This is a genomic window from Paenibacillus sp. FSL H8-0317 (assembly GCF_045040685.1).
Lineage (GTDB): Bacteria > Bacillota > Bacilli > Paenibacillales > Paenibacillaceae > Paenibacillus.
Map to the genome: position 1 here is coordinate 1,160,387 of NZ_CP150294.1, position 26,891 is coordinate 1,187,277.

A 26,891-nucleotide genomic window follows, 5' to 3' on the forward strand; every position below is an offset into this window, starting at 1 on the left:
TAATCATAATTTATTTCAAGAAAGTGAGAATCTACCATGAATCAGAAGAGGCTTTTTAATGATGGATGGCAATTTGCGAAAAGTAAGCTGGATGTTACGGAACCTGCGGGTCTGGTATATGAACCTGTGGAACTCCCCCATGATTGGCTGATATATAATACGCTTGAACTGTATGAAGACAGCATTGGATGGTACCGTAAGACGTTCCATTACACGAAGAATGAGCAGCAGCTTTTGCTCTGTTTTGATGGCGTGTACATGGATTCTTCGGTGTATGTGAACGGGCAGTTGGTTGGGGAGTGGAAGTATGGCTATTCTGCTTTTGAACATGAGATCACGGATGCACTGGTGGAAGGCGACAATGAGATTGTAGTCAAAGTGGTGCATCAGAGCCCGAACAGCAGATGGTATTCCGGAGCCGGAATCTATCGCCATGTGTGGCTGAAAACGAGAGACCGCAACCACATCGTGACGGATGGAACGTATGTATCGATTCAGCAACAGCCGAATGGCTGGCAGGTGGAAGTAGATACGGAGCTGAACCTGGAACAGAATCAGCAAGCAGAGCTGGTGCATACGATCCGGTATGAAGGTCAGGTGGTGGCATCGACGAAGGCGAATGTTACAGCTTCGGTGGGAGAGAATGCGGCAGCATCAGTAGATAGCCAACAGCTTATGGTTGTGAATCCTAACCTATGGAGCCCGGATGCACCGCATCTGTATGAACTGGTGACGGAGCTGCGATTGATCTCGGATGATCAGGAACATCGGACAGTTGAATCGGTCTCACAGCGCATTGGATTCCGGGATATCAAGCTGGATGCCAATGAAGGGTTCCACCTGAACGGAGTCAAGATGAAGCTGAACGGGGTGTGTGAACACCATGATCTCGGTGCGCTGGGAGCTGCTTTTAACCTGACGGCATTGCGTAGAAGATTTGTTTTGCTCAAAGAAATGGGTGTTAACGCCATCCGCACCGCGCATAATATGCCTGCCAAAGAGTTCATGGAACTTGCGGATGAGATGGGTATGCTGGTTGTGTCTGAAGCCTTCGATATGTGGGAACGTGCCAAAACGCCATACGATTATGCGAGATTTTTCCCAGAGTGGGTGCATACCGATGTGAAGAGTTGGGTGAAGCGCGACCGTAACCATGCCAGCCTGATCATGTGGAGTATCGGGAACGAAATCTATGATACCCATGCGGATGAGCGTGGACAGGAAGTAACCCGGATGCTGATGGATTATGTGCTGGAATTTGATCCAAAAGGCAATGCAGGCGTGACGATTGGTTCGAATTACATGCCTTGGGAAAATGCACAAAAATGTGCGGATATCGTGAAGCTGGCAGGTTACAACTACGCGGAAAAATACTACGACAAACATCATGAAGAACATCCAGATTGGATCATCTATGGTAGTGAGACGTCTTCGGTGGTGCAGAGCCGCGGCATTTATCACTTCCCGTTCGAACAGCCGATTCTGGCAGATGATGACGAGCAGTGCTCGGCTTTGGGTAACAGTACGACGAGTTGGGGCGCGAAGTCGGCAGAATACTGCATTTTGGCAGAGCGGGATACGCCGTATTCACTGGGTCAGTTTCTGTGGACTGGATTCGATTATATCGGAGAGCCGACACCATATCATACGAAGAATTCGTATTTTGGACAGCTGGATACAGCAACGTTCCCGAAAGACTCCTATTACATCTACCAAGCGGCTTGGACGGATTATAAGAAAAGTCCGATGGTTCACTTGTTCCCTTACTGGGATTTCAGCCCGGGTCAGATCATTGATGTACGCGTGTGCAGCAACGCGCCGAAGATTGAGCTGCAACTCAACGGCAAGACGATTGGCACGTACGATATCGATCATGCCAATGGAACACAACTATCCGGCTGGTGGAAAGTGCCTTATGAAGAGGGCGAGCTGAAAGCGATCGCTTACGATGAGAACGGTGAGATCATTGCAACTGATGTGCAAAGATCCTATACGGATGCGAAGAAGATTCGTCTGAAAGCGGATCGGGAGCAGCTGCAAGCCAGTGGCACAGACCTGATTTTTGTAGAAATTGATGTGGAAGATGAAGCTGGAAATCCCGTGCACAATGCGAATAACCGCGTGCAAGTTCAGGTGACCGGTGCAGGACGATTGCTGGGTCTGGATAACGGTGACAGCACGGACTACGATCCATATAAAGGTTTGAGCAGAAGACTGTTCAGCGGCAAACTGATGGCGATCATCGGAGCGACAAATGAACCTGGAACAGTACGGATTGAAGTTTCTTCTGAAGGGTTGGAAGGGGCTGTAGCTGAGTTTGAATCGCGTATTGTAGATGCGGAACTGGTTGATGAGAAACTAGCGAAAGCTGTCTTCATGAACAATGAAGAACGTCCGGTGCTAACGGGGAATGCTCAGGAGATTCCTTTGCGGAAAATTGAGATCATCAGTAAAGCAGGACAGTTGCTCGATCCGTCCAACCCGGAGCTGGTCGTAACCGCCAAGCTGTATCCGGAGAACACCTCCTATCGTGATATTGAGTGGGCCGTTGTGAATGATGCTGGAATCGAGTCCAACATTGCTAAAGTGGAAGCTGTTCAAGCAGAAGCAGGCGACAACGGTGAGCATCAACATGCGGTGAAGGTATCGGCTATAGGTGACGGAGAGTTCCGCCTTCGCGCAACCAGTACCAACGGTACGGATAAAACGAAACTCATCTCCCAGCTGGAGTTCAAGGCGGAAGGTCTCGGCACAGCGTACAAAGATCCATACGGTTTCATCACGGGCGGACTGTACGATTACACCAAAGGTGAGGTTGGTAACGGCAATGAGCGCGGGGTAGCGACAAGTCGGGATGGGGAGACGCATGTAGGCTTCCGCAATATTGACTTCGGGCCATACGGTTCCGATACGATTACCATTCCAATCTTTACGTTGTCTACGGAGGACTACTTCATTCAGATCTGGGAAGGTATGCCGGATGAAGAAGGAAGTACGATGATCGCAGATGTGGTGTATGACAAAGAGTCCATTTGGAATGTGTACCAGGAAGAGACATACCAATTGTCCAAACGTCTTAGCGGAATTACGTCGATCTGTTTTGTACTGAAGCAGAAGATTCATATTAAAGGCTTCTCCTTCGAACGTCAGAGTCGGGCCTTCGAGCAGAATGCGGCTGCATCCTGTGACCATCTCTACGGAGATACGTTTAAAATTGAGGGTGACCGTGTTGAAGGTATCGGGAACAACGTGTCGTTGGAGTTTGAAAACATGGACTTTACGGCAGAAGGCACGTCGAAGCTCGTGATCTACGGCCATTCACCGATTGATAAGAATACGATTCATATTCGCTTCGCAGGTGCGGACGGACAGAGCAACCAGCTGGTTGAGTTCACACAGTCGAGTGGATACGAAGAACGGGTGTTTGAGCTTGAACAGGTGAAAGGTGAACAGAAAGTAAGCTTTATCTTCCTGCCAGGCAGTCAGTTTGACTTCGGCTGGTTCCGATTCGAGAAGTAGAGTACAGATCAATCCCCTTCAAGTAAACGGTGTTCGTTCAGAACATGTGGTTACTTGAAGGGGATTTTTTAATAATGTGTAACGCTGATGCAAGAAAACGGAGCGCTCATGCCTTCTTCTATGGAGAAAAAATGTTGCAGAAGTTATTGTTCCATTTTACGTTGTAATGAAGAAATCCCCTCGGGTCCACGGTGTTGATCGCATGTCATCATGTGATCTTTTTTCACTGTAACCAGGAGGGGATATGGTAGGCCAACTGCTGTTGGTTTAGAGTTGAACTGCTGTTTTCTTACCTTCTTTACGTTTCTTAGCGTATTCTGCTGTAGCGGTAAACAAGACATCCGAGGATGAATTCAGGGACGTTTCAAATGAGTCTTGCAACACTCCGATGATGAAGCCAACCCCAACGACTTGCATCGCAATATCATTCGATATGCCGAACAAGCTGCATGCCATAGGAATAAGAAGAAGAGAGCCACCCGCCACACCCGAGGCGCCAGTAGCGGCAACAGCGGATAACACGCTGAGAATCAGCGCTGTTCCAAAATCCACTTGAATACCCATCGTATGAACAGCTGCAAGGGATAAGACCGATATGGTAACGGCTGCCCCCGCCATATTAATCGTAGCGCCCAACGGGATGGATACCGAATACGTATCCTTGTCCAAGCCTAACTTTTCACATAATCTCATATTGACTGGAATGTTCGCCGCAGAACTTCGTGTAAAGAATGCCGTAATCCCGCTTTCTCTTAAGCACTGAAAGACGAGGGGATATGGATTCTTACGAATGTTCAGATATACGATTAGTGGATTCACAACAAGCGCGGTGAACACCATACATCCAACAAGAACGGAAAGTAATTTTCCGTAACCCAACAAAGACGAAAGTCCGCTTGTTGTAATGGAGTCAAAAATAAGACCCATAATCCCGAACGGTGCAAACTGGATTACCCATTTCACAATCTTCGATACAGCTTCCGAGAATTGAGTAATCAGGTTTTTAGTGTTATCACTCGAGCTTTTGAGAGCAACACCTAGCAGCAAGGCCCAAGCCAGAATACCGATATAGTTAGCGTTCATCAGTGCACTTACCGGATTATCAACCAACTTCAATAACAAGCTCTTCAGGACCTCAACAATGCCATCAGGTGGGGTCAACTCTTGCACGCCCGATACCAAAGTCAATGTAACCGGAAATAAGAAACTTGCCACAACCGCGAGCAGCCCAGCCAGAAAGGTACTCATAACGTAAAGGACGATAATCCTTTTCATATTGGTTTGAACACCTTTTCGATGGTTGGATATAGCGGCCATCACCAAAAGTAACACTAAGATTGGAGCAACCGCCTTTAATGCTGAGACAAATAAGGAACCAAAAAGTGCAATTCCTGTTGCACCGGGCACGATCAGGGCCAAGACAATCCCCAAGACAATTCCTAGTAAAATTCGTTTAATAAGACTCATTCGGTTCCATTTCGTTAATGCCGTTCTCATCCATATTCCTCCGAGTTTCAATATAAAATCTTATCAAGCAACGCATCGTCGCTGTAATGGAGCATAGCGTTAGTTTATCACGGAATTTGTCTCTTGTGTGGTGTGGTAATATTTGTATTATAGATCATCCCATCCCCCGCTGTCCTTTTGCCTTCTCCATCGTGTATACCTTTGTTCATATGCTGATGTTTAGTCTCTATTATGTATTTTTCGCCTCAGAACAGTTCAGTTCCGCGGTAACTCAGGGGTACAGCGTTTTCTTGAATGGGAATATGCAGCGATTGGTGGAGATGGGGATGAGTTTGATCATGGCAGTAGCGTTGTTTGTAGTATTCCAAGGCTGGAGCTATTGGACGGCAAAAAGAAAGTTGAGCTCCGCTTCATAAGGGTATTCCGCTTCCCTCAAAATTAAACAATGAAGCCATGCTGGTAAGACAAAGGACAACTATAGCAGGACTCTTGTCTTTTTTATTGGGCTTTCCTCATAGTTATTCGCACACTCTCCGAATGTGCTAAGGACATAGTATAGGGCATATATACTGTGTGCCTTGGCCTAAGGAGATGACCATTTTGAAGTATCTGAACAAGAGGACAGCCACCCTCAACAAATTAAGGCCCAGTCGTTCTACGTTGAAATGTAGAAAAAAACACTTGGGAAAACGAAAGAAATGCCATATTATCCGTAGATCTTATCGGAGAAAGCGCTGCTCACTGAAGCGTCCATTAAGATCACAGAAAATGGCCCGTGACAAAAAAGTCATTGCATTACCGAGAGGGGGAGGCAGCAACCCGGTATGTTGTGAGCCTACTCCCCTGCTCGCTCCGTTGAGACAACATGAATTGGAGACTGTGAGCTTCCCTGGAACGAAAGGTGTGCCCGGTGCCCAAGGCCCCGCAGGCCCTCATGGCGGGCCGGGACAAGTGGGGCTTCCCGGAGCGCAGGGTCCCGCTGGTCCTCAAGGTGAACCGGGTCAAGCGGGGCTTCCTGGAGTGCAAGGTCTCGTTGGTCATCACGGCGGGCTGGGTCAACCGGGGCTTCCCGGAGCGCAAGGCCCCGCAGGACCTCAAGGTGAGCCGGGTCAACCCGGAGTTCCCGGGGCGCAAGGTCCGGCAGGTCCTCAGGGTGAGCCGGGTCAACCCGGAGTTCCCGGAGCGCAGGGTCCTGCAGGTCCTCAGGGTGAACCGGGTCAACCCGGAGTTCCCGGAGCGCAGGGTCCTGCAGGTCCTCAGGGTGAACCGGGTCAAGCGGGATTTCCTGGAGCGCAGGGTCCCGCAGGTCCTCAGGGTGAGCCGGGTCAACAAGGGCTTCCTGGAGCGCAAGGTCCTACAGGGCCTCAAGGTGAGCCAGGTCAACCGGGAGTTCCCGGAGTCCAAGGACCAACGGGTCCCCCAGGTGAGCAAGGTCCGCCGGGCACCGTGCCCGGAATTGAAATCATTCCTACGGCAAACCGTTACTTCTATTTTCCGGACACCGATCTGGATTTGTCGACCTCAGTTATAATTCCTGCCACAGAATTCACAAATGACGATGGCGACAGCATAACCGAATTTGCTGGGGTTGGACTTACTAGTTTCAACAATCTTTATATAAACGGGATTGTACAACCAGGAAACTCATACAGTGTAAGTGCGGAGAGGTTGTTTTTTTCGTCACAAAACGGTGTGATCTTTGCAGGGACACCTATCACTATCGAGATAATTATAATAACAGCCAATATTATAAATGGTTAAAATTGGATTTAGTTGCTGGTTCCTTTGCCTTCACTACTCCCAAACCTACCACATATACTATGTTAGGTAGGAGGTGAGAAACATGCCACTTGTGACACCATTTCAGAACAGTTTAAGATTTGTTGCAACCATTGGTGATGGGACCGGCACTGGAGCAACGTTTGCCATTGCTGCGACTGCCTTTACAAACGACGCTGGTGTAGCTGCAACCGCATTTCCAGGCACCTACAACTACTACAATCTTTATATTAATGGCCTTATGCAAACAGCAGATACATCCTCGGCTACGACGACTACAATTACAATTCCCGGTGGAGATGCATTAAATGATGGGACTCCAATTGTCGTACAATTTGTAGTGTCTTAAAGAAGATTTAATCCTACTGTATCGTTATCTTTTGCGACTTCTATCTGTGATAGAAGTCGTTCTTTTTGTACAAGATACCCAGTCGACTCAACGGCATTCATCCATGCATTAATGTGCAAAAATAGTTACCCAAGGATGTTGCCCAACGACCGGATAACCTCTGAGGAAATGATCCTTCCGTTTGATTCCAATCCTCCTTCTTACTTGTTAAAATTTAGGTACATAAACTAAGGTCAGGTTGGCGGGTGATAAGGAAATGCAGCGAATCGAGGTACATCCCGATCTATTGGAGGAAAAGGCCCGGTTGGTCCAACAGAAGAAACAGGAACTGGAGCGAATGGTCTGGGAACTGGAGAAATCCATCTATATGTTGCAATCCGATTGGTCGGGTGTGACAGGAGAGCGTTTCTTCTGGGATTTTATGCAGGTGAAAGAAGTGTTCCCGACTACACTCGGGCTGTTGGACGAAATCCAGAAAGAGTTTACGTTTATCGCCATGAACTTCAGAACAACGGACGGCTCAGGTGAGGTTGCGCTGTATATTCCAGAAGAACTAAAGCGAAATTTCGCTGTAGGGCTTCTCGATAAATCAGTAGGAGAAACATTAACAGGAATGGGCCAGACGGCAGAAGCTTTCTTCGAGAACCCGTTCAGTACATTAAGCAGTGTGGCATATGCCATGACAGTGGGCAAAGTTGTGGACGTTGGGCGTGGTATTCAGTTTGCATGGGACACCGCTTGGGGTACGGGAACGGCGAGGTCGGATATAGAGCAATTTGTAGAAGAGCAGAAGAAGCAGATTGATGAGAGTGGTGCAGGGTATTACGGTGGAGCGATGACGGGACAGGCCCTAGCGTATGTTTTGTTTGGCAGAGCTTTTCGTTCGAAGGACGACATTGGATCTGGGGGATCAGGGGGAGATAAGAAGGAGCCTCAAAAGGGAATTGACAGTCCCAGAGATCTAATAAAGCCAAGTGAATCACCTAATCCAGAGGCCTTACCAAGTGGAGCGAGAACAAAAATTCCAAATAATGCGGATAAGGCGACTAAACAGTCTTTAGAATTAGAAAATGATGCTGCTGATCAATTGGCGAGAAGTGGATATCGGATTGAACAGAACCCTAAAGTTTTAGATAGTGATGGAATTGATTCCAAAAGAGATCCCGATTTTAGAATTGAAGGGCGTATATTTGATTGTTATGCACCAACTGAAAATAAAGGTATTAGAGGTATTTGGAGTGAGGTTCAAGAAAAGGTTGTGATTAAACAACAAACCAAGAATGTGGTGATTAATTTAACAAAGTGGTCTGGAGATGATTCTGCGTTGCTTAAGCAATTTAAAGAATGGGAAATCCAAGGTTTAGAAGAAGTTATCGCAATCAAAAAGGACGGTAAGATCATATCAGTATTCCCTTAAAGTAGAGGAGACAAGTTTATGGAATATTCACTGAAGTTGAATGGAAAACAAGATCCTTTATGGTTGAAAAGATTAATTGAAAGTAAGAGTTTTGAAGTGAATTATATGAACCGACAACACAATGCATTGTTCATTCATGAGTTTGATCTAAGCGGTGGTTTGAAAATAACTGCTTATGATAATATTTTCCCGGCTGATCATCCAGCAGCTTCTTATGAAACTATGTTTCAAGAAGAGGATTTTATGTATCAACAAACCATATCTTTTGAATTGGAGAATAATCAACAATATGAATTATGGTATAAAACAATGTACGAAATTTCCTTTTATGTTATCGGATCACTCAAAGTAGATGGAGTATTCTATCACACATCTGGAGAAGAGATATTTTTCTATAAAAACGGAACGTATACGTTCAACGTAACATATCTTGAATTACTCCAAACGCATTACGGAGAACTTCTTGAAAATATTGAGTATTCAATTTTTAAGAAACCTCACAACTGAATTACAGATAAATAATGTATAAAGGCACTTCTACCAGACAAATGTAGAGGTGCTTCTTACTATAAAATCTTAGGAGAACAAATTGCCATGATTTTAAAGAAACGCTTCGTAATGATTGGATGCTGTATTGGCTTAGCATTATTACTTGTTCTAACCTATAGCTTTTATAAAGAAAAAAGAATGTATGAACAGTATCTAACGATGAATGTACGACAAGATATGGTTGATATGAAAAGTACAATTATAAATAATGATATTTTGTTTGATCGAATACTTGAGAATGAGCAAATAACAAACGAGATGGTTGAGGATGGAGAACAAGCCAGCCAGCTCTATTACAACTTTACAAATATGACGCAGATTATAGATAAGTATAACTTGATGAATCTAAATTTCAGTGAAGAAGCTAACTGGCTGGTAATACCCGGATCTTTATTCACAAACGATCTAGGTCAAGATGATGTAATGCCACCTACACTTCACCGCATGCGAATGACGTTCGAGAGACTGGACATAACCAGTTATCCTGTAACACCTGAACTTAAAGCCAGGATCGAGGAGTATCAGCAGTTAAACCAGCGATGGCTGAACATTGTTGGGGATTTTGAATCCAAGGAAACTAACGAGAAGGACTGGCCCCAAATCTTGAATGATTTGGAGCAAGGAACTCAAGCTTATTTTAGTGAAAAAAAGGTTGGCTTCGTAGATGATGACGTTTGGAGAGATGCTTTGAATCCAAGATACGAATGATAAACAAGAGTGCTCCTGCCATTCATAGGCAATAGAGAGTGCTCATTTTTTTATATACAAACAACTAATGAATTTTTTCCCATGCTGGACGATAATAGAGTAGAGACCATATTTACCAATACCAAGCATGTAATGAAGTCACGTACATATCCACAACCATCCTACACCCACACGAGGTACATCATGAAACAAGGTATATATGAACAGCTTATCAACACAATCACCAGACATGAGATTTCGGCGCTGGACCCGGATGTGTATAACATTGGGACCGAGAAGTTGGATGCAGAGGAAGCACGTAAACTGCTGTCCACGTATTTGGCGGCGGTGACCCGGCGAGCGCTTAAGATTGTGCGGGAGCAGACAGAAGATAAGACAGCAGTGTTGGCGCAGATTCGAACGTGTAATGAGATTATTGCTACTCTGAAAGGCACACTGGGGGAAGAAGAGTACAATGAATTGCAACTGGACGAGCAGGGGGAAGTGCTGACCCATGTGTATTCCAAGCTGAACAGCATTCGTGCGGTCCGGGATACCAAAATCGTTCGTCCAGATACGCCGATCTCCCAAAGCTCTTTGTTCACAGGTGCGAAGTCCGAACCGAGTATGTTACTGGAGCTGCAAAAGGAGATCGTGACAGCCGATCGGATCGACTGGTTGGTGTCATTTATCAAGTTCAGCGGGCTTCGCCTGTTGCTGGAACAGCTCCAGCAATTTACGGCGGGTGGCGGGAAGCTGCGGATCATCACAACTACATACATGGAAGTAACCGACCTGAAGGCCATCACTGAACTTAGCAAATTACCTAACACAGAGATCCAGATTTCGTATGATACCAAAGTGACTCGGCTGCACGCCAAAACGTACATTTTTCACCGTGATACTGGATTCACCACAGCCTATGTCGGCTCCTCTAACCTATCCAACCCGGCGCTGACCAGCGGTATGGAGTGGAACCTCAAGGTGACGGAGAAGGATTCACTCGATGTGCTGCGCAAGATTGAAGCGACCTTCGAGAGTTACTGGAATGACCGTGAATTCACGCGGTATGTAGCTGAAGATGAAAGCCATGAGGCACAGTTGAAGGCGGCTCTGAATCGTAAAAAAGATCAGTTCAACCACTTTCACCTCGACATCCAGCCATACGATTACCAAAAGGAAGTGCTGGAACAGCTGGACGCTGAGCGTACGCTGTATGGAAGAACCCGCAACCTGATCGTCGCCGCCACAGGTGTTGGCAAAACGGTCATCTCTGCCTTCGACTACAAACGATTCCGTGCAAGCCATGCGGGAGCCAAGCTTCTTTTTGTCGCCCATCGGGAAGAAATCTTGAAGCAAAGCCGGGACACGTTCCGGTATATCCTGAAGGATATGAACTTTGGCGAGCTGCATGTCGGGAATCACCGAGCAGAGGCGCTGGATCACCTGTTTGTTAGTATTCAGAGTTTTAACTCCATGAAGCTGACGGAGATCACCAGCCCAGACTATTACGATTACATCATTGTGGATGAATTCCACCATGCCGCTGCACCTTCGTACCAGAAGCTGTTGTCCCACTACGAACCGAAGATCTTGCTGGGACTCACAGCGACCCCGGAACGGATGGATGGCAAAGACATTACCGCCTACTTCGATCATACGATTGCCGCCGAGATCCGTCTAACCGATGCAATTGACCGGAAGTTACTGAGTCCTTTTCAATATTTTGGCGTCACCGATACTGTCGATCTATCTCAGGTGAAGTGGTCGCGTAAAGGCTACGACCTGAATGAACTAGAGAAGCTCTATACCCATAACAAAATCCGTGCCAACCAGATCATCCAAAGTCTGAACAAATACGTAACCGATCTGGACGATGTGAAGGGGCTTGGTTTCTGCGTAGGGGTGGATCATGCGATGTATATGGCCAAAATATTTAACGAAGCCGGCATTCCATCCACGGCCCTACATGGCGGGTCGAACGAACAGGAGCGTCATTCTGCGAAAGGACAGCTGGTAAACGGGGAACTGCGTATGATCTTTGTCGTGGATCTGTACAATGAGGGCGTGGATATCCCTGAGGTGAACACCATCCTGTTCCTGCGTCCTACCGAGAGTCTGACCGTATTCCTGCAACAGTTGGGACGTGGACTACGGATGGCGGAGGGCAAAGAGTGCCTGACCGTGCTCGACTTCATCGGGCAAGCGCATCAGGAGTACAGGTTCCAGGACAAGTTCCGCTCCCTGATCGGCGCCACCAAACATTCCATCTCGCACTATGTCGAGAACGGGTTCTCGAACCTGCCTCGCGGCACGTTCATTCAGTTGGAGAAACAGGCGAAAGATTACATCATGCGCAACCTCAAGCAAATGAGTCGTAATCGCAGAGCGTTGATCCAGCAGCTGCAAACGTTCCAGCAAGACACCGGACTGCCACTGACCTTGGCTCATTTTGTAGAGCATCACGGGATGTCACTGGTTGAATTGTATGGTGGACGTACGGGCAAAAGGTATTTCCGTGGCATGTTGGCCGAAGCTGGATTAACAGCACCCATTGAAGATGGACACGAGGAATATATCCGCAGACTGCCATCTGTGCTTACAATTAACTCCCGAAGCTGGCTAACGTTCCTGATCGACTATATTGAAAAAGGGAAAGAACCGACCAACGCTGATGAACAGCGCATGTTGATTATGTTCTATTACACTTTCCACCGGGCCGCGCCTGAGAAACTAGGGTTGAGCAGCATCGAAGAGGGTGTGCAACGTGTGCTGTCTTGTGAAGCATTCCGAGCAGAGCTTGTGGATATTTTCAAATATAATCGGGCTCATCTGCGATTTGTGGATAAAAGCAATTCGTTCCCGTACACTTGTCCACTGGATATCCACTGTATGTACTCCATCGACCAAGTGCTTGCCGCCTTCGGTTATTGGAATGCTCAGCAATCCCCCGCCTTCCGTGAAGGCGTGAAGTATTTTGCCGATGAACAGACCGATATCTTCTTCATTACACTGAACAAATCGGACAAAGATTTCTCACCATCCACATTGTATGAGGATTATGCGATTAACGAGCGTTTGTTCCACTGGCAGACACAGAGCCGAGTGTCAGAGCGTACGGCTACGGCGCAGCGTTATATTCAGCATCGCGAGACAGGCAATCGGATTGCCCTTTTCGTGCGGGAGTATAAGGAGGAGCATAGCTATACGTCTCCATTTGTTTTCTTGGGCGAAGCGGATTATGTAAGTCACGAGGGGAATAAGCCGATGAGCTTTGTATGGCGACTCCGGGAAGAGATGCCTGCGAAGATGGTAGCGGTGGCGAATAAGTGTATTGTTTGAATTAGTAGAGGGTAAAGCCTGCTGTAGGTAGCAGGTTTTTGTTTGAATTTTATTCATATGAAAGTTCTTGATTATTTGAAAAGAAAATGTCGAATTATCTGGAATAGGATATTCAGACTATTCATTCAAAAGTCATATTAAGAATCATTAATTCAGGGTCTTTTTCCTCATTTTTAATGATAACCGTTGCGAAGTAAACCTGGAATTAGTAATATTCATGTGTGTTATAAGAATGATGGCTCACTAGAAATAATTCGTCTAACAATTCATATTTACTCTTTATCAATACTATATGTCTTTATAAGATTGACAAGTTTAATGATTTGGAAGTTGAAGAGAGTAATTAAACGGCGAATTTCAAATGTGGGCTAAGATTCTCTTAAGCTGGCCAGCATACAAAATTAGAGAGTTTCTGTATTTTTTATTTTTCAGGAGGTTTATCCAATGAGAAAAAGTATAATGTTTTTGGCTGTGATTTTGCTTGTTACTCTGTTTCCTAAGTCAACATATGCTGCAACTGATGATCAATTTACAATAAAGAATGTATATGAATATAACAATGAAACGTATGATAAAATTAAACAGTATGATCATTTAAACGTGGAACTGTTGTCAGATAATAGCTTATCCATGGTTTTGGATACAGGAGAAGAAATTTTAAATGTGACTGATATTGCTTATGAAATGAACTATGATAACGAATCGAATACAACTTTAATTTCTGCTAGTGGGATGTTGCAAAATGGTAAATCTTTTGTATTGAAGTTAGGTTACGATCAGAAGGAGAACGCTAACGGAGACATTATTATTACATCCACTTCAGAGGGAAATGAATTTCCTGATGAGACCTTTATTCATTTCAATAATAATGAATGGATTTCTTTAAAGGAGATGCATGAAGGAATTCAGACTAATGAACAGCCAAGAGAAGTTCCTTCTGTGATCGGACCAATGGCTGCTGCTAATTTGCCTGTTGTTAAGTCGTCTAAATACGGTAAATATACGTTCTCGAACGTACAGTGGAATACAACGAATTTGATGTCAAATAACGATAATAACATGCAAATTAAATTCCAACCTTTGTTTTCTAATCTGGCAACTTGGAAAGCACCGAATGGGAGTACAGGTCAGCTCATTAAGAAACAATCCGACATCCATACGATTTTAACTCGTTATGAATCTTACGATGTTAATTCGACATATGCTATTGCATACACCAGACCTATTGTTAAGACGTCGAGTCAGCGCTCCATTCCAATTGCTATATCCTATGCAGGAATAGGAACTGAAATCCAGATCCCTATTGGTTCGAGTAACACAAGTAATGAGGGAAACCCTGCTAGATGGGATCTAAAAAGTATGTCCATTCCGCTTCAAAATTCAAGTGGTAGAGACCTAGATAAATATACAATACAAGGTGTCACAAGCATTACAGGTAAAGGTAAGAATGTGAAAATTCAAGCAGGCGTATATGTTAAAATCGGAGCATTTTATTCCTTTGGCAATAAGCCTGCTCAATGGACTACATTTACAGATACTTACACACATGATATAACTGCTAAAGTTCAATAATTACCTTAACGAGCTTTAGCTCTAAGGAGGAAATATGAAGAAACTCTTGCTTTTGGCATTGCTAGTTACATTGATTACTGGTTGCAGTTCAAATGATCGAGAAAAGGCAATAGATTATCTTGTGAAGAATCAAACCAATGATGTGACTGTCATCGTTTTTGGAGATAAGCCATCTGAGCGTTCCTACATCATAGATTTGCAAAAGGATCTCCAATTCATCAATGAGAACTTGAGAACAGATAATCCTATTGCGAATGTGAGCTATATTGATATTAGTGAGAAGCAACAGTATAATTTCGAGGAGATTTTCGAGATCCAAACTTATCCACATGTCATTGTATTTGAAAAGAATCAGATCGTCTTAGAAGCACAAACACCGGATGAGATTGTTCGCTTCTACGAGAAAGAAAAGTAGAATTATCTAAACCTTGCAGGGCAAATGCCTTTCAAGGTTTTTTATTTAACCAAGTTTTGTTAGTAGGGGTTGATAAGTGTATTGTATGAATAGCAAAAGTAAGGGCTTATTGTTAGATAAGGTGTTTTGTTTGAAAAATAGTGGAAATAAGTGGATTAATGCTTGATAATGATTCTATAAGCCTGATTCTCTTTCAATTATCTAGTCCATTAGACTTATATGTAGAAATTAAGATAAATAAGGAAGGTGATAAAGACATGGAAAGTGATGAAGTACATTACTCAAGTAATAAAAGTGGAAATTATAAATTTTGGATCTTAATTGGATTTATATTGATTTTGCTTGCCGTGACAAATCCAAGCAAAGACGATTTTGTTAAGTGGGTCGTAAACTCTTCAGTAGAAGAGTCAGATAATGAATGGGTTAGTGCAGGGATCAATTTGTTTGGGAGCTCAGTTGTAAGTGGCGTTACTACGCAACAAGATCTAATATTTGTTTCAATTTTTAAAATGGAGCTTGGAACAGAAACAACTTCTACATTGGGTTTCGGAAAACGCTTCTTTATTAGACTTCCTTAATTCTGAAGAAATGAAATTACTGCTATACAGCTAATTGAATAGGAAAATAAAACGATGAAGCATTTATTTGTCATAATGTTGATCATAGTTATTACAGGCTGTGATTCTAGTAACGATCTGACTAACAAAGAAAATACTATAACTACTGAGTCAAGTACATATGAGAGTGTTGAAAAATGAGAAAAGCAATGTGGAGTGGACCACATATCAAAACAGCAGCTTCAGCTTCAGTATTAGTTATCCTGGATGTCTGATGATGAAATTGAATACAACTACTACGTTAAAGTATCAAAAGATTTTTTTGATGAAAACGAAAAAACTATACTTCGTATTGCTAAAAGTATGAAAGCCATTAAAAAGGTAAATCGGTTATATTTTTATAAGTTCTAAGGAGAATAAGTGAATGAATGGAATAATATGGCTCGTTATTGGTGTTGTTACATTATCAGTTGTTGCTGGACTATTACAGCCTTCTAAAAAGAAAAAAAGAAAAAAGTCCAACCCACGGAAGAAACAGACTACTAAAAAAACTGTGAGTAGTAGATTTAATCGTGCTTCCTCTACGTGTAGATCAGACGAAGTGATTCTAACTTTACCACTAGATAAAATGACCGGAGCAGAGTTCGAACGTTTACTTACACTCTATTTTAGAGACAACGGTTATACCGTAAAAGAAGTTGGCGTTGGGGGTAAAGATGGAGGAGTAGATCTGGTTATTACGGATAAGCGCGGTGAAAAAACAGCAGTCCAAGCCAAATGTTATGCCGATCATAATAAGGTGCAAGTAATGACTGTTCGTGAGCTGGTAGGTGCGAAAAGGAATCATGACTGTATTTTGTCTCTAATCGTGACCACATCTGATCTTACGGGTCCAGCAAGAAAAGAAGCCGATCAATTCAAAGTGGATTATTGGCACGGTGGTTTAGTAGACAGCAAGCTTCGCAGTTGGGGTAAATGGGTGCCATCCAATAGAAAAATGAAAATTGCACCGATTAAGAACGAGCAAGCGTCATCTAAGACATTATCTAATATCAAATGTAGTTGTGGTTCTTTAATGGTTAAACGTAAGAATAAAGCTGGGGCGGAATTTTGGGGATGTAGTAGCTACCCTACTTGTAGAAGAACGAAAGCTATCTGAATGACCTCAATAAAATGACGGTGAAACAAAGGCGAAGCAGCTTGTAAGCTGCCTTGCCTTTGTTATTTTTATGTTCAAGATCACTTTAATATTTCTCGTATCACATTTTTGGTTAGTTGAATACTGTCAGGGGAGGCATCTCTTAACATTTCTAAAATCTCCTGTATAACTACTTCTGACTCTGTGAAATGAAAATCCTCGTCTACATAAGCGAAAAGCTGTATTAAGTTTACTTCAAGTGACTCAGCGATCTTTGCCAGGTTCACCAAAGAAACATTCTTTTCTCCACGTTCGATCTGTCCTATGTATGAAAAATGAAATCCACCTTTTTCTCCGAGGGATTCCTGTGAATACCCTCTTTCTTTGCGTAGTGCGCGAATTCTGGCTCCGACCAGCTTCAAAACTTCTCTGTCTTCGTTCATGGTATTCACCTCTCTATGTTCAAAAGTGTAGACAAGTTTTCTCAAGGTAAACACCAAACGAAGAATACAAATAATTTATTTGATTACTATAAGTATTAATTTATTGTATAATACTGGTATTAACTCTTTGGAGGGATGACAATGGCAAGAAATTGGTCCATAACCGAAGCACATTGTAATCACCAAGTAGATTTTACTCCACGTTCGCAAGACCATGATATCTCCACACAACCTAGATCCAAACAAACTCCTGCTTATCACATGCTACATACTACAATATTGGACTATCACCAACATGCTAAGTATCATCTCAAACTTGCCACCATCATGAGTAATCACAATCAGTTCAAAGCCTGCCTCATTCTCTGCGATTGGGCTTTAACCTTCATGATCAAGGCGCTATATATCTATAAGTATCACTCAGTACATCTACCCAAGGAACTCACCATGAACGAAATCTTGCCTTTAGTGCATACAGACACTGAACCCGGATTGGATATCGCTTTGTTCATCGGTACGATGCAACATATGTCATCCCTAGCAGATTACCCGTATGACCAACCCATACAACTAAACAACGTCGAAAAGCTTCTTCAACGAACAGAAGAGATATTGGACGAGTTAACCACTCGATTGAAGGATGATTCATCAGGGAAGATGTTTTTTTAATTGATCATTTGGGTTAAATGTTTGATTTATCTGTGTTACGCTTACAAGATGAAATCATCCAAATGAAGGATGTATGATGCAAAGAATACAGAGGATGCTCTTTGCTTTGCGTCTGGAAAGTAGGTGTACATTTTGAAAAGAGTAATTGCTATCGCGTTTTTCATATTATCTATATTGGAATTGGTTACTCTAATCCTAATTGGTAAAAGCATGATGACTGGGTATATGGAACCGAGTACGTTTAGCGGGATAATTTCATTCCCACTAGGCGCTACGTACCTCTCGATCTGGATGTTCTTTTCACGGCAAGAGTTTACCGGAGGACGAGTCGCGGCACAGATCAGTTTTACAGCGGCCTTGTTGACGGCGTGCCCGCTGGTGTGTTTATGGATTGTTTTCTATTAAATAAAGAGATTAAGAAGATTTCCTTTAAATTAGGACCTATGAAGTACGTTGTTGGAAATATTGTTATGGTGAGAAAGGAAAAATCAGAATGTTGGAAGGATGTATGTGCATCAAGCTTCTGCTAACATGGTAAAATCCTATTTCAAACGCGGAGAATGATATGAGTACAATTAAAGTAACACCGGAGGAGTTGCTGCATGTATCTAAACAGATTGAGCAGGGCAGGCAGCAGTTGGAAGGAATACGTAATGACCTGACTGCACGGATCGGATTCATCCAATCTCAGTGGGCGGGAGCAACGCAGGAACGATTTTTCTATGATTTTCATCATTCACGTCCTGTACTGGATCGAGCACTGGAAAGTATGGTGAAGTCCTCTCAGGATCTAATGGCGATTGCCGAGAGATTCGACCAAGCAGATCAGGAACAGGTGAGCTTGGGAGCCGTTACTGGACAGATTGCTGCCCATACAATGATGAACCATAATACAGGTAACACAGAAGAACAAAGGCGAATGGTATATAATCCTTTGTTTGGAGTTAACATGCCTGCAAGTGAAGCAGAGGATGGGATGCCAGGGCAAAAAGAGTTTGTTAAGTATTGGGAACAGGGTGGCACCTATGAAGAAATGAGAGCTGGACCGAAGCAACCGGAGTCTGGCGGTGGGGATATATATGATGAACAGATTAGTGCATTTATGGAAGGTCATCATCCCGTAACTGGAGAATCCATACCGGCTTGGCAAGCAGCAGTTTCTATAGGAGGTTTACAGACTGCTAAGCTCGTGTTGGCTTTTACAGGAACGTATAATAGGAGTTATAAGGTTCCAAAAGAAGGATTAGGATTCCCAAAAGGTATGATTGGTGGAAGAATTACAGTAAGTAATGAAAGAATTCACCATGCTTCACTTGGAGATTTTAATTCTAAAAATAGATTGATCAATGGTGGTCACGGTCAAGATAATATTAACTACTTACTTAAAAATAAGATCGCCTTTAACATTACTAAAGAATATGAAAACGGTGTACGGGTTGGTAATATACCTAATCACAAAAATAAAGCAAAGCGAAGTGGAGAGGGCCAAGCATGGTTCCCTAAGGAGTGGACATCGGAAGATATTAAAAAGTCAGGTGAGCATGTAGCAAATCTGCCTGAGAATAGAGTTAAGGGTGACGGTGAATGGATGTTTGGAAACTATAATGACGTTAGAGTAGGCGTAATCAAGAACGATGGACAGATCGGAACGATTACTCCAGATAACTCAAGACAACCGTGAGGAGAACAAACCATGGTAGACTACAGTGAAAAAGTTATCTCATTAGTAAAGAAGAGAAAAGATTTACATCCCGACGATCCAGCTATTCAAACGATATGGAATGAGATGGTAGACATTCTAAAAGAGAATGAGCAGAGTGCCATATCATTTCTAAATCAATGCGGAGAAGAAGATTTATATTGGCTCAGTGAGATATATGAAGATCTATCTTCTGAATTCCAAAGTCGAGCATTTATAGATTGTCTTCTTCAATTGCAAAAGAAGTATCCTGATCTGGATATGGAGCAAGACATAGAATATGCGATCCAATCAATGGAGGATTAATAATAAGATCATTGAAAGTAATCAGGAAAACATAGTTTTCAACAAATGAATAAACGGATTCTAAAGTGGGTGGCATGGTGTCAAAAAGTATTTATATGAAGAAAAAAGAAGAGGTGCTTGCACCGGAACTTATGGCGTATACCTTGGCCAAATTAGGTTCGTATGAATGGAATAGAACAGAGATGTATAATCCGAATCGGATATATGAGAAACCTGCGGGTTTTTGTTTTAGATTCCATAACGCTGATCAGCTTTACGAGGAATTAAAGCATTGTATTCAGCACTTTAAGGGTAACCTTGAGTGGACGATCTATGTAAGTCCTTTAACCAAAAATAAAAATTATGTCATTGAGCCTGCTGATGTATACCATGCGAAACAAACTGAGGCATATCAGGTGAATTTGGAACTTGAAGAAGTGCTTCAAGATTCATATAAAGAAATCTGTGAGCAAGCGCTTCAAGACATCCCATTGTTATGTAACCATATTGAGCAATGGTTTGAGTTGGAACATAAGCAACTACATCCGCCTACAATACCGAATTGAAAACATTGGGAAAATGAAAGAATTATATGATGTAAGAAGGTTTGGATATGGAAAGTTTAGAAATTATTTTGATTGATTTTAACAAAAATAATCTAGATCGATTCATTAAGAATGATTTGAACATTCAGTTGGATCATATCAAAAGTTCTCACTTTTATGATAACCGTAGTGAAAACGATATTGAATTTCAGCAAATAGAGAGCCTTGAAGAGATTCTTTCTCCTAAGGGAACGGGGAATATATTATTGTCTCAGCTTTACCTGGGTCATACCTTTAACGACGTGATGATTGTATTTTCATTCGATGAGGAATCTGGAGATATCGTTATGAATTTTCCTGAAGAGGAGTTGTTCAGCGGAGAAAATTCAGAGACAACGTTAAATGCTCAGAAGTTAATAGAGTATATTCTTGATATTATGAAGAAGTATGCAATTGAAAAAGTTAGAATCGGTTATGAACCAGCTATGGATGATGACACTTGTTTGGTTGAGATTGATAAAGAAACAACGAATATGAATGCTATTGTCTCAAAACTGTTGGCTTAGAATCCTTCTGAACCAGAGTTTGTTGCAAAATAATTAGACATTAATAATGGCAGAAAGCCCATTTCAACTCGAATACGAGTAGTCATGGGCTATTTTTATCTCCTCAATCCAATCCACTACTTTACAAAATCACCCATCCCTCCCCATAGCAAATGGTATAATGGCAAAAAGGGAGATTCTTGCGCAAGGCTCGAAGGCTCTCACAGCAGAAAGGATGTTATACCACATGCCTACATACAACAAATTGGTGCGGGACAAGATTCCGCATATTATCACATCCAGTGGTAAGGAATGCCGGACACGCATTCTGGACCCGGAGGAGTATAAGCAAGAACTAAGAACAAAGCTGCAAGAAGAATCGGAAGAATACATGAGTGCAGGAAGCGATCAGGAAGCGCTAGAAGAACTGGCCGACATGCTCGAAGTGATCCGGGCGCTGGCTGAGGTGCATGGAGCGAATGCGGCGCAATTGGATAAGCTACGGGCGGACAAGGCTGAGGCACGCGGTGGATTCCAGGAGAGAGTGTATCTGATCGATGTCGACGAAGCTTAACGTTAAACTCATTACAGATAACTTGGCAGACGAACTGATTGCCCGGATGCAGCATGCATCCGGGATTTATATTATGACGTCCTTTATTATGCAGTCAGGGGTGAGACTGCTGGCCCCGCACTTAAAGCGGGCGGCGGAGCGTGGGGCAGAAGTACGGATGCTCGCAGGAGATTATCTGTACATAACACAGCCAGAAGGATTGCGGGCGCTGTGTGAGGTTGATCCACGAATCGAGACACGGCTGTGGCGAAGTATGGGCACTTCTTTTCACCCGAAAGCTTATCTGTTCGATCACGACAACGGGGAAGGGCTGCTGATCGTCGGTTCATCGAACTTTTCGTTCACTGCGCTGAGGACGGGATATGAATGGAATCTGGCGATGAATGCGGAGGCGGAGCCGTATACGTTCCAGATGGCTTTGGATAAGTTCATGCAGAGCTTCTACCACGAGACAACTCTGCCGGTGAACCCGGATTCGATTGCGCTGTATGAAGAAGAGTACCGAAAGTATCACCAGAAGAACCCGGAGATGATCCAGCGGATCACGGAGATGGAAGAAGCGGATTTTGGCACAGGTCTACCTGAGGACAAAGAGGAAGAAGACGCCGAGCTGTCGCTTGTGCCGATCCAGCCGCGTTTGGCGCAGTTGGATGCGCTTGAAGCACTCCATGGCACGATGGAGGAGCAGTACGACAAAGCGATGGTCGTCATGGCGACCGGGCTTGGTAAAACGTATCTGGCGGGTTTCTTAGCCCAGCGGTTCCAGCGGGTGTTGTTTGTGGCGCATCGGGAAGAGATTCTGTTCCAGGCGAAGAAGTCCTTTCAACGGATCATGCCGGATCGTACTCATGGGATTTACAACGGGCAGTATAAGGATGGAACCGCGGATTGTGTGTATGCTTCGATCTTTACGCTGAGTATGCAGAAGCACCGGGATGTGTTTGCTGTCGATGCATTTGATCTGATCGTGGTGGACGAATTTCATCATGCGGCGGCGAAGACGTATATGTCGGTGATTGAGCATTTTCAGCCTAAGTTCTTGTTGGGCATCACGGCTACCCCGGATCGACTGGATGGCAAGGATGTGTATGCGCTCTGTGATGGGAATGTGGCGTACCAGATGCACTTTATTGAAGCGATCCGGAGGGGTTGGTTGGCTCCATTTCAATATTACGGAGTATTCGACGATACGGACTACTCGCAGATTCGTTGGATCGGGACGAAGTATGATGAAGAACAGCTTATGGCTGTTCAGTTGCAAGAGGAGCATGTGGAGACCATTTATGAAGCCTGGCGGCGGCACAAGCAGACTAGAACGATTGGCTTTTGCTCCTCGATCCGGCAGGCGGACTATTTGGCTGCGTATTTTCGCAGTCAGGGGGTGAAGGTGCTCAGTCTACATTCGCGCACATCGGAGATGTCCCGGGAGGAAGCCATTCGCCAGCTTGATGCGGGTGAACTGGAGGTTGTGTTGACGGTGGATCTGTTCAATGAAGGAACGGATATACCGCGTGTAGACACGCTTCTCTTTGTGCGTCCAACGGAGTCACTCACCGTGTTTACCCAGCAGGTAGGGCGCGGCCTACGGCTGGCGGAAGGCAAATCACATTGTGTCATCATCGACCTGATCGGAAACTACCGAAATGCGGATGTGAAATTGAGTCTGCTGGATGTGCGCGGGGAGCTGGAGGGAACCGCGAAAGACCGGGATTCGGCTGTGCCGGAAGTTCCAGACAACTGCGGGATTCATCTGGAGACCCGGGTAGTGAACCTGCTTCAGGAGCTAAGCCGCAAACGGCTGCCGCGCCGCGAGAAGTTGCATCAGGATTTTCTGGATGTGAAGCGAGAACTGGGGCGTATTCCGACGTATCTGGGGCTGCATCTCATGGGGCGTTCGAAGAGTATCGGGTACCGGAACGAATTTGGCTCCTATGTTGGGTTTCTCTATTGGGCGGATCTGCTGTCCCCGGCTGAGGGAGAGGTGTACGTTCGGCATGAGGCGTGGCTGCGTGATGTGGAGAAGACACTCATGAACAAAAGCTATAAGATGATCATGCTGCTGTACATGTTGGAGCGAGGCGAAGCGTACTGGATGGACCCGATCACACCGGGGGAGATGGCAAGGTTCTTCCATACGTATCTGACGGAGAAGGAGTACCGGAAACGGAAGGACTTTTCGGACAAGGACAAGCTTGCGCTCTGGGAATGGAATGAGAGAACGGCAACACGGATTGAGAAACTGATTATCGACATGCCGATGTCTATGTGGAGTGGGGCGAAGGGCAGCATGACACGATTCGAGGAAGGCGTGTTCTCGCTGAATGTGCAGGTGAAGGATGCGGAGGAAAAGGCGCTACTGTATCGTTGGACGAAGGAGATTTGTCAGTATCGTTTGCATGCGTATTTTGAGCGGGGGAAAGGTAAGTAGAGAAGAAGCTCTTATACAGTCAGTCAAATTGAAATTTTATTTGGCAAATAAAAATTTACCAAGAAGAAAAAACAAAAAGCGTACCAGTGGAATAGCGGTACGCTTTTTGCTTACTTGAAATTAACTTTTTGTAGTTCACTTATATTATTCGAATAGGGAAACTGTCTAATAATTGCAGAGAGATCGAACAACAAATATATCAATATAAAAAGATTAGATATTATTAATATTAAAAGAGGGTTTTATTATAATTTATTGAATAATATATAATATATGGAAGTGGTATCGTCATAAGGAGGTGAACTATTTAGACCTATTTTTTATTAAAAAGTAGATTGTGCCAGAAACTAGTCCAGCTAAGATAAGAAGGCTAACAACGAGAATAAGAATATTATTCCACACAATGTGCATTGTCGAAACCCCTTTCATAATAATTTTTAGGAGGTATTTAAAGTGAAGAAGATCAGTATGTTATTGACATTATTCTTGGTTTCAATATCCATTTCCGTTCTTTTTACTAATTCAGCCCACGCAAGTACAGGTGAGGAAGATACAGCCTTAAAAATACAAAATATACTAGATAAGTATGAAGTGAACGAACCATTTTCTGACGAAGATACACAATATTTAAAAGAAAACTCAGCTTTAAACAATAATATAACATATATTCAAAATAAAGGGGACGTATCAGTCTTTTCGGTCTCAAAGAAATTTTTCACAGGTAACAATAAAACATTAGCTTTAACTGGTTATGTAGAATACGATAACGGATTCGGTAAAAATAGCTGGAATTTCTATATGGACGCATGGGACACAGCTGGCATAAAAAGAAACATCCGAGCAGAAGTTAAAATTGATTGTGTAGGTATTGTAAATTTTGAAACTGGAGCAATAGGTAAAATCTATAACAATACAGTAAGCCAGACATCGTCTGGCAAAGTGGATTTCCTTACCTTAAATAAGTCTGATTCATTCACAGGCCTACCTATGTTTGTTTATTATTATCCAAAGGCTACATTTGACGGAGTTGATCTAGTTGGTGAATTCAGATAAAAACATTTCTAGAAATTAAAATATTCATCAACAAACCCATGGCTAAGGTGCTCTAGCCATGGGTTTGTTAGATACATCATCTACATAATTGGGCGTTAAGTTTATATTACAATTGTTCCGTGTTTTTTCTGTGCGTTCTTTCGGAGGTCATCTAACATCTTTCACAGTTGATATGACCCCACCCTCCACATGGACCATAATCGCCTGATACAAAAACCTCAAAAAATCCCCATCACCAAACTGATCAAAATAACCCGCATAGCGGCGATCGGTCGTATAGGCTTCTGCAATACACCTCAGAATCTCATCATCACAGACCATAAATTGTTCCAGACAACCCTTCCATTCACGCACTAACGCTTGGACCTCACGAGAAGCAGGGGACCGATCCTGATGCTTCGCCAATTCCCGAAATACCTGCTCCATGTTGATCGAGAACTGCTGGTAGGCTTTTTCTTGCTCTTCCGCAGACAGCTCGCTCACATTAGCTTCAAATTCCTGATATTTCTCGGTGTCTCCATACACAAACTTTGCCTCAGATTGATACTGCTCTTCGATAGACAAAATGGAAGAGTCGTCAAACAGATGAAGATGAGAGATATCTTTCCCATCCACATACTCGTCCAACTGGTCGATGATGGTTTCGAGCTTTTGTTTGCGTTGAACGAGTGTACTGCGATGTTCTCTCAGAATATCTTTTTGTTCTTCTTTGGAAAGTTGCATCATGGCTGCAATGTCTTTTAAGGAGAAATTCATTTCTTTGAACAGAAGAATTATTTGCAGATTCCCCAGTGCCTCTTGATCGTAATACCGATAGCCATTGTCTTCGACTTTGCTCGGTTTCAATAGATCCGTTTTATCGTAATAATGTAATGCGCGCTTGGTGATGCCGGTAATCTGAATGATATCTTTAACGGTGAAATAGGGTGTCTTCATTCCAAAAGTCCTTTGTTTCAGCAAGGATGACACTTGCCGGAGTGATGGTTGCTTTGGTAATCGGTGTACCTGTTTTGTGCAGATAATATTGAATTAAGTGATAACCGCAGGCATAGCCAGCCGCATAGGGCATACCTACGGGCGTGAAATTTTGCATGATGGCAAGTTCATCGCCGTATAGATACGGATTGATCTGGTCAAAACCGGTGACATGCAGCTGGTCTTTCATTTTTGGCTTGATAACGTTATTCAAAGTCTCCAGTTCCGTTTTGGCTACCCATGGGCCTAGCAACTCCTCTCCATACAGGGATGTCGCAAAACTCTCGGCCAACCCCTCGCTAACCACCATCTCCCCAAGCGTAATCTGTGGACTCCACTGGATATATTGATATCTCACATTATGATTGCATTCATGGGCTAACACGGATTGCATACGAGGTAGAGTATACCCATTGGGGATCAGGTTCGCAATAATATAACCCGGGATTCCACCGTCTCCGCTAATACCTTCGTTCATGGTGAGTGAAGGACTGTTCTTGTCGCCTAATAAAATCGTATATAGATATTCGGAGACCGATAGCTCAATCCCGTGATCTGTAAAGGTCGATAGACTCGTACGAACAGCTTCATGACACTGTTGCCAAAATGCTTCAGACGAGATCGCTGCTAACGATTCGTTAATCTCAGGTGTGATATCTGCTGGAGCGATATTCATAAAGTTATTCAACATAATCACGTCGAAGCCGTGAGGCTCTTGAGAGCGAAACGGGATTTGTTGAATGTTCCATTTGTTCATGAATGGACTCATCATTCGATCGCGGTATAACTCCAATTTCTCATCGGGTGCAGCCTGGATGATCTCCTCATAGATTTGATCTGAGCGAAAAGCGGTAATCTTCATCCTTAATCTCTCCTTCATGTAA

At 43.6% G+C, this 26,891-nt stretch carries 23 protein-coding genes; 19 read left to right on the forward strand and 4 right to left on the reverse strand.

Going from position 1 to position 26,891, the window contains the following annotated elements:
- Window positions 1–36 precede the first annotated feature (36 nt).
- Window positions 37–3,519, forward strand: coding sequence for a glycoside hydrolase family 2 TIM barrel-domain containing protein (locus MHB43_RS05260; protein WP_339182275.1), 3,483 nt, complete (start codon window positions 37–39; stop codon window positions 3,517–3,519).
- A gap of 267 nt (window positions 3,520–3,786) precedes the next feature.
- Here the strand turns inward: MHB43_RS05260 and sstT are convergent, their stop codons facing one another.
- Complete coding sequence (sstT, locus tag MHB43_RS05265) at window positions 3,787–5,016, reverse strand: serine/threonine transporter SstT (RefSeq protein WP_339182278.1); 1,230 nt, start codon at window positions 5,014–5,016, stop codon at window positions 3,787–3,789.
- Between the two features lie 738 nt (window positions 5,017–5,754).
- Between sstT and MHB43_RS05270 the strand changes: the two genes are divergently transcribed.
- The 10 genes from MHB43_RS05270 (at window position 5,755) to MHB43_RS05315 (ending at window position 16,812) form a co-directional block, all read left to right on the forward strand.
- Window positions 5,755–6,747 (forward strand): DUF4183 domain-containing protein, encoded by a 993-nt coding sequence (locus MHB43_RS05270; protein WP_339182281.1) that lies wholly within the window; start codon window positions 5,755–5,757, stop codon window positions 6,745–6,747.
- An 82-nt stretch (window positions 6,748–6,829) separates the two neighbouring features.
- Window positions 6,830–7,114 carry a DUF4183 domain-containing protein gene (locus MHB43_RS05275; RefSeq protein ID WP_036606220.1) on the forward strand — a complete coding sequence of 95 codons (285 nt, stop codon included), beginning with the start codon at window positions 6,830–6,832 and terminating at the stop codon, window positions 7,112–7,114.
- Between the two features lie 256 nt (window positions 7,115–7,370).
- Window positions 7,371–8,531, forward strand: coding sequence for a WXG100 family type VII secretion target (locus MHB43_RS05280; RefSeq protein WP_339182283.1), 1,161 nt, complete (start codon window positions 7,371–7,373; stop codon window positions 8,529–8,531).
- Between the two features lie 18 nt (window positions 8,532–8,549).
- Window positions 8,550–9,038 (forward strand): hypothetical protein, encoded by a 489-nt coding sequence (locus MHB43_RS05285; protein ID WP_221818887.1) that lies wholly within the window; start codon window positions 8,550–8,552, stop codon window positions 9,036–9,038.
- An 87-nt stretch (window positions 9,039–9,125) separates the two neighbouring features.
- Window positions 9,126–9,788, forward strand: coding sequence for a hypothetical protein (locus MHB43_RS05290; protein ID WP_339182289.1), 663 nt, complete (start codon window positions 9,126–9,128; stop codon window positions 9,786–9,788).
- 183 nt (window positions 9,789–9,971) lie between these two features.
- On the forward strand, window positions 9,972–13,109 hold the full coding sequence (locus MHB43_RS05295) for a DUF3427 domain-containing protein (protein ID WP_339182292.1): 3,138 nt from the start codon (window positions 9,972–9,974) through the stop codon (window positions 13,107–13,109).
- A gap of 444 nt (window positions 13,110–13,553) precedes the next feature.
- On the forward strand, window positions 13,554–14,681 hold the full coding sequence (locus MHB43_RS05300; RefSeq protein WP_339182294.1) for a hypothetical protein: 1,128 nt from the start codon (window positions 13,554–13,556) through the stop codon (window positions 14,679–14,681).
- A 34-nt stretch (window positions 14,682–14,715) separates the two neighbouring features.
- On the forward strand, window positions 14,716–15,096 hold the full coding sequence (locus MHB43_RS05305; RefSeq protein WP_221818891.1) for a hypothetical protein: 381 nt from the start codon (window positions 14,716–14,718) through the stop codon (window positions 15,094–15,096).
- A 158-nt stretch (window positions 15,097–15,254) separates the two neighbouring features.
- Window positions 15,255–15,674 carry a hypothetical protein gene (locus MHB43_RS05310; protein WP_405131491.1) on the forward strand — a complete coding sequence of 140 codons (420 nt, stop codon included), beginning with the start codon at window positions 15,255–15,257 and terminating at the stop codon, window positions 15,672–15,674.
- Window positions 15,675–16,077: 403 nt separating this feature from the next.
- Window positions 16,078–16,812 carry a restriction endonuclease gene (locus MHB43_RS05315; protein WP_405131492.1) on the forward strand — a complete coding sequence of 245 codons (735 nt, stop codon included), beginning with the start codon at window positions 16,078–16,080 and terminating at the stop codon, window positions 16,810–16,812.
- A gap of 80 nt (window positions 16,813–16,892) precedes the next feature.
- On the opposite strand, the gene MHB43_RS05320 is transcribed toward MHB43_RS05315, so the two are convergent.
- A complete protein-coding gene (locus MHB43_RS05320; RefSeq protein ID WP_076253421.1) occupies window positions 16,893–17,234 on the reverse strand; it encodes a helix-turn-helix domain-containing protein in 342 nt (113 codons plus the stop codon).
- A gap of 141 nt (window positions 17,235–17,375) precedes the next feature.
- On the opposite strand from MHB43_RS05320, the gene MHB43_RS05325 reads away from it, so the two are divergent.
- The 8 genes from MHB43_RS05325 to MHB43_RS05360 all read left to right on the forward strand — a co-directional run bounded on the left by MHB43_RS05325 (window position 17,376) and on the right by MHB43_RS05360 (window position 25,032).
- Window positions 17,376–17,903, forward strand: coding sequence for a HEPN domain-containing protein (locus MHB43_RS05325; protein WP_221818894.1), 528 nt, complete (start codon window positions 17,376–17,378; stop codon window positions 17,901–17,903).
- 565 nt (window positions 17,904–18,468) lie between these two features.
- Window positions 18,469–19,584, forward strand: coding sequence for a WXG100 family type VII secretion target (locus MHB43_RS05330; RefSeq protein ID WP_221818895.1), 1,116 nt, complete (start codon window positions 18,469–18,471; stop codon window positions 19,582–19,584).
- A gap of 12 nt (window positions 19,585–19,596) precedes the next feature.
- Window positions 19,597–19,908, forward strand: coding sequence for a hypothetical protein (locus MHB43_RS05335; protein ID WP_221818896.1), 312 nt, complete (start codon window positions 19,597–19,599; stop codon window positions 19,906–19,908).
- Between the two features lie 95 nt (window positions 19,909–20,003).
- On the forward strand, window positions 20,004–20,453 hold the full coding sequence (locus MHB43_RS05340; protein WP_221818897.1) for a hypothetical protein: 450 nt from the start codon (window positions 20,004–20,006) through the stop codon (window positions 20,451–20,453).
- Between the two features lie 47 nt (window positions 20,454–20,500).
- Window positions 20,501–20,998 (forward strand): hypothetical protein, encoded by a 498-nt coding sequence (locus MHB43_RS05345; RefSeq protein ID WP_221818898.1) that lies wholly within the window; start codon window positions 20,501–20,503, stop codon window positions 20,996–20,998.
- Window positions 20,999–21,224: 226 nt separating this feature from the next.
- Window positions 21,225–21,551, forward strand: coding sequence for a nucleoside triphosphate pyrophosphohydrolase (locus MHB43_RS05350; RefSeq protein WP_105405575.1), 327 nt, complete (start codon window positions 21,225–21,227; stop codon window positions 21,549–21,551).
- Window positions 21,535–23,979, forward strand: coding sequence for a DEAD/DEAH box helicase family protein (locus tag MHB43_RS05355; RefSeq protein ID WP_405131493.1), 2,445 nt, complete (start codon window positions 21,535–21,537; stop codon window positions 23,977–23,979). Before MHB43_RS05350 ends, MHB43_RS05355 begins: the two co-directional genes overlap by 17 nt.
- 453 nt (window positions 23,980–24,432) lie before the next feature.
- Complete coding sequence (locus tag MHB43_RS05360) at window positions 24,433–25,032, forward strand: hypothetical protein (protein WP_221818900.1); 600 nt, start codon at window positions 24,433–24,435, stop codon at window positions 25,030–25,032.
- Between the two features lie 147 nt (window positions 25,033–25,179).
- On the opposite strand, the gene MHB43_RS05365 is transcribed toward MHB43_RS05360, so the two are convergent.
- Window positions 25,180–25,968, reverse strand: a complete 789-nt coding sequence (locus MHB43_RS05365; protein ID WP_405131494.1) for a MerR family transcriptional regulator — start codon at window positions 25,966–25,968, stop codon at window positions 25,180–25,182.
- Entirely contained in the window at window positions 25,943–26,869 is a 927-nt protein-coding gene (locus MHB43_RS05370) for a DUF2268 domain-containing protein (protein ID WP_405131495.1), read from the reverse strand. Before MHB43_RS05370 ends, MHB43_RS05365 begins: the two co-directional genes overlap by 26 nt.
- Window positions 26,870–26,891 lie beyond the last annotated feature (22 nt).

What these genes read in the sequence shown, in the direction of transcription:
- MHB43_RS05260 (WP_339182275.1), top strand. Translation starts at nt 37, where the DNA reads ATGAATCAGAAGAGGCTTTTTAATGATGGATGGCAATTTGCGAAAAGT.
- sstT (WP_339182278.1), bottom strand. Translation starts at nt 5,016, where the DNA reads ATGAGAACGGCATTAACGAAATGGAACCGAATGAGTCTTATTAAACGA.
- MHB43_RS05270 (WP_339182281.1), top strand. Translation starts at nt 5,755, where the DNA reads ATGGCCCGTGACAAAAAAGTCATTGCATTACCGAGAGGGGGAGGCAGC.
- MHB43_RS05275 (WP_036606220.1), top strand. Translation starts at nt 6,830, where the DNA reads ATGCCACTTGTGACACCATTTCAGAACAGTTTAAGATTTGTTGCAACC.
- MHB43_RS05280 (WP_339182283.1), top strand. Translation starts at nt 7,371, where the DNA reads ATGCAGCGAATCGAGGTACATCCCGATCTATTGGAGGAAAAGGCCCGG.
- MHB43_RS05285 (WP_221818887.1), top strand. Translation starts at nt 8,550, where the DNA reads ATGGAATATTCACTGAAGTTGAATGGAAAACAAGATCCTTTATGGTTG.
- MHB43_RS05290 (WP_339182289.1), top strand. Translation starts at nt 9,126, where the DNA reads ATGATTTTAAAGAAACGCTTCGTAATGATTGGATGCTGTATTGGCTTA.
- MHB43_RS05295 (WP_339182292.1), top strand. Translation starts at nt 9,972, where the DNA reads ATGAAACAAGGTATATATGAACAGCTTATCAACACAATCACCAGACAT.
- MHB43_RS05300 (WP_339182294.1), top strand. Translation starts at nt 13,554, where the DNA reads ATGAGAAAAAGTATAATGTTTTTGGCTGTGATTTTGCTTGTTACTCTG.
- MHB43_RS05305 (WP_221818891.1), top strand. Translation starts at nt 14,716, where the DNA reads ATGAAGAAACTCTTGCTTTTGGCATTGCTAGTTACATTGATTACTGGT.
- MHB43_RS05310 (WP_405131491.1), top strand. Translation starts at nt 15,255, where the DNA reads ATGCTTGATAATGATTCTATAAGCCTGATTCTCTTTCAATTATCTAGT.
- MHB43_RS05315 (WP_405131492.1), top strand. Translation starts at nt 16,078, where the DNA reads ATGAATGGAATAATATGGCTCGTTATTGGTGTTGTTACATTATCAGTT.
- MHB43_RS05320 (WP_076253421.1), bottom strand. Translation starts at nt 17,234, where the DNA reads ATGAACGAAGACAGAGAAGTTTTGAAGCTGGTCGGAGCCAGAATTCGC.
- MHB43_RS05325 (WP_221818894.1), top strand. Translation starts at nt 17,376, where the DNA reads ATGGCAAGAAATTGGTCCATAACCGAAGCACATTGTAATCACCAAGTA.
- MHB43_RS05330 (WP_221818895.1), top strand. Translation starts at nt 18,469, where the DNA reads ATGAGTACAATTAAAGTAACACCGGAGGAGTTGCTGCATGTATCTAAA.
- MHB43_RS05335 (WP_221818896.1), top strand. Translation starts at nt 19,597, where the DNA reads ATGGTAGACTACAGTGAAAAAGTTATCTCATTAGTAAAGAAGAGAAAA.
- MHB43_RS05340 (WP_221818897.1), top strand. Translation starts at nt 20,004, where the DNA reads ATGAAGAAAAAAGAAGAGGTGCTTGCACCGGAACTTATGGCGTATACC.
- MHB43_RS05345 (WP_221818898.1), top strand. Translation starts at nt 20,501, where the DNA reads ATGGAAAGTTTAGAAATTATTTTGATTGATTTTAACAAAAATAATCTA.
- MHB43_RS05350 (WP_105405575.1), top strand. Translation starts at nt 21,225, where the DNA reads ATGCCTACATACAACAAATTGGTGCGGGACAAGATTCCGCATATTATC.
- MHB43_RS05355 (WP_405131493.1), top strand. Translation starts at nt 21,535, where the DNA reads ATGTCGACGAAGCTTAACGTTAAACTCATTACAGATAACTTGGCAGAC.
- MHB43_RS05365 (WP_405131494.1), bottom strand. Translation starts at nt 25,968, where the DNA reads ATGAAGACACCCTATTTCACCGTTAAAGATATCATTCAGATTACCGGC.
- MHB43_RS05370 (WP_405131495.1), bottom strand. Translation starts at nt 26,869, where the DNA reads ATGAAGATTACCGCTTTTCGCTCAGATCAAATCTATGAGGAGATCATC.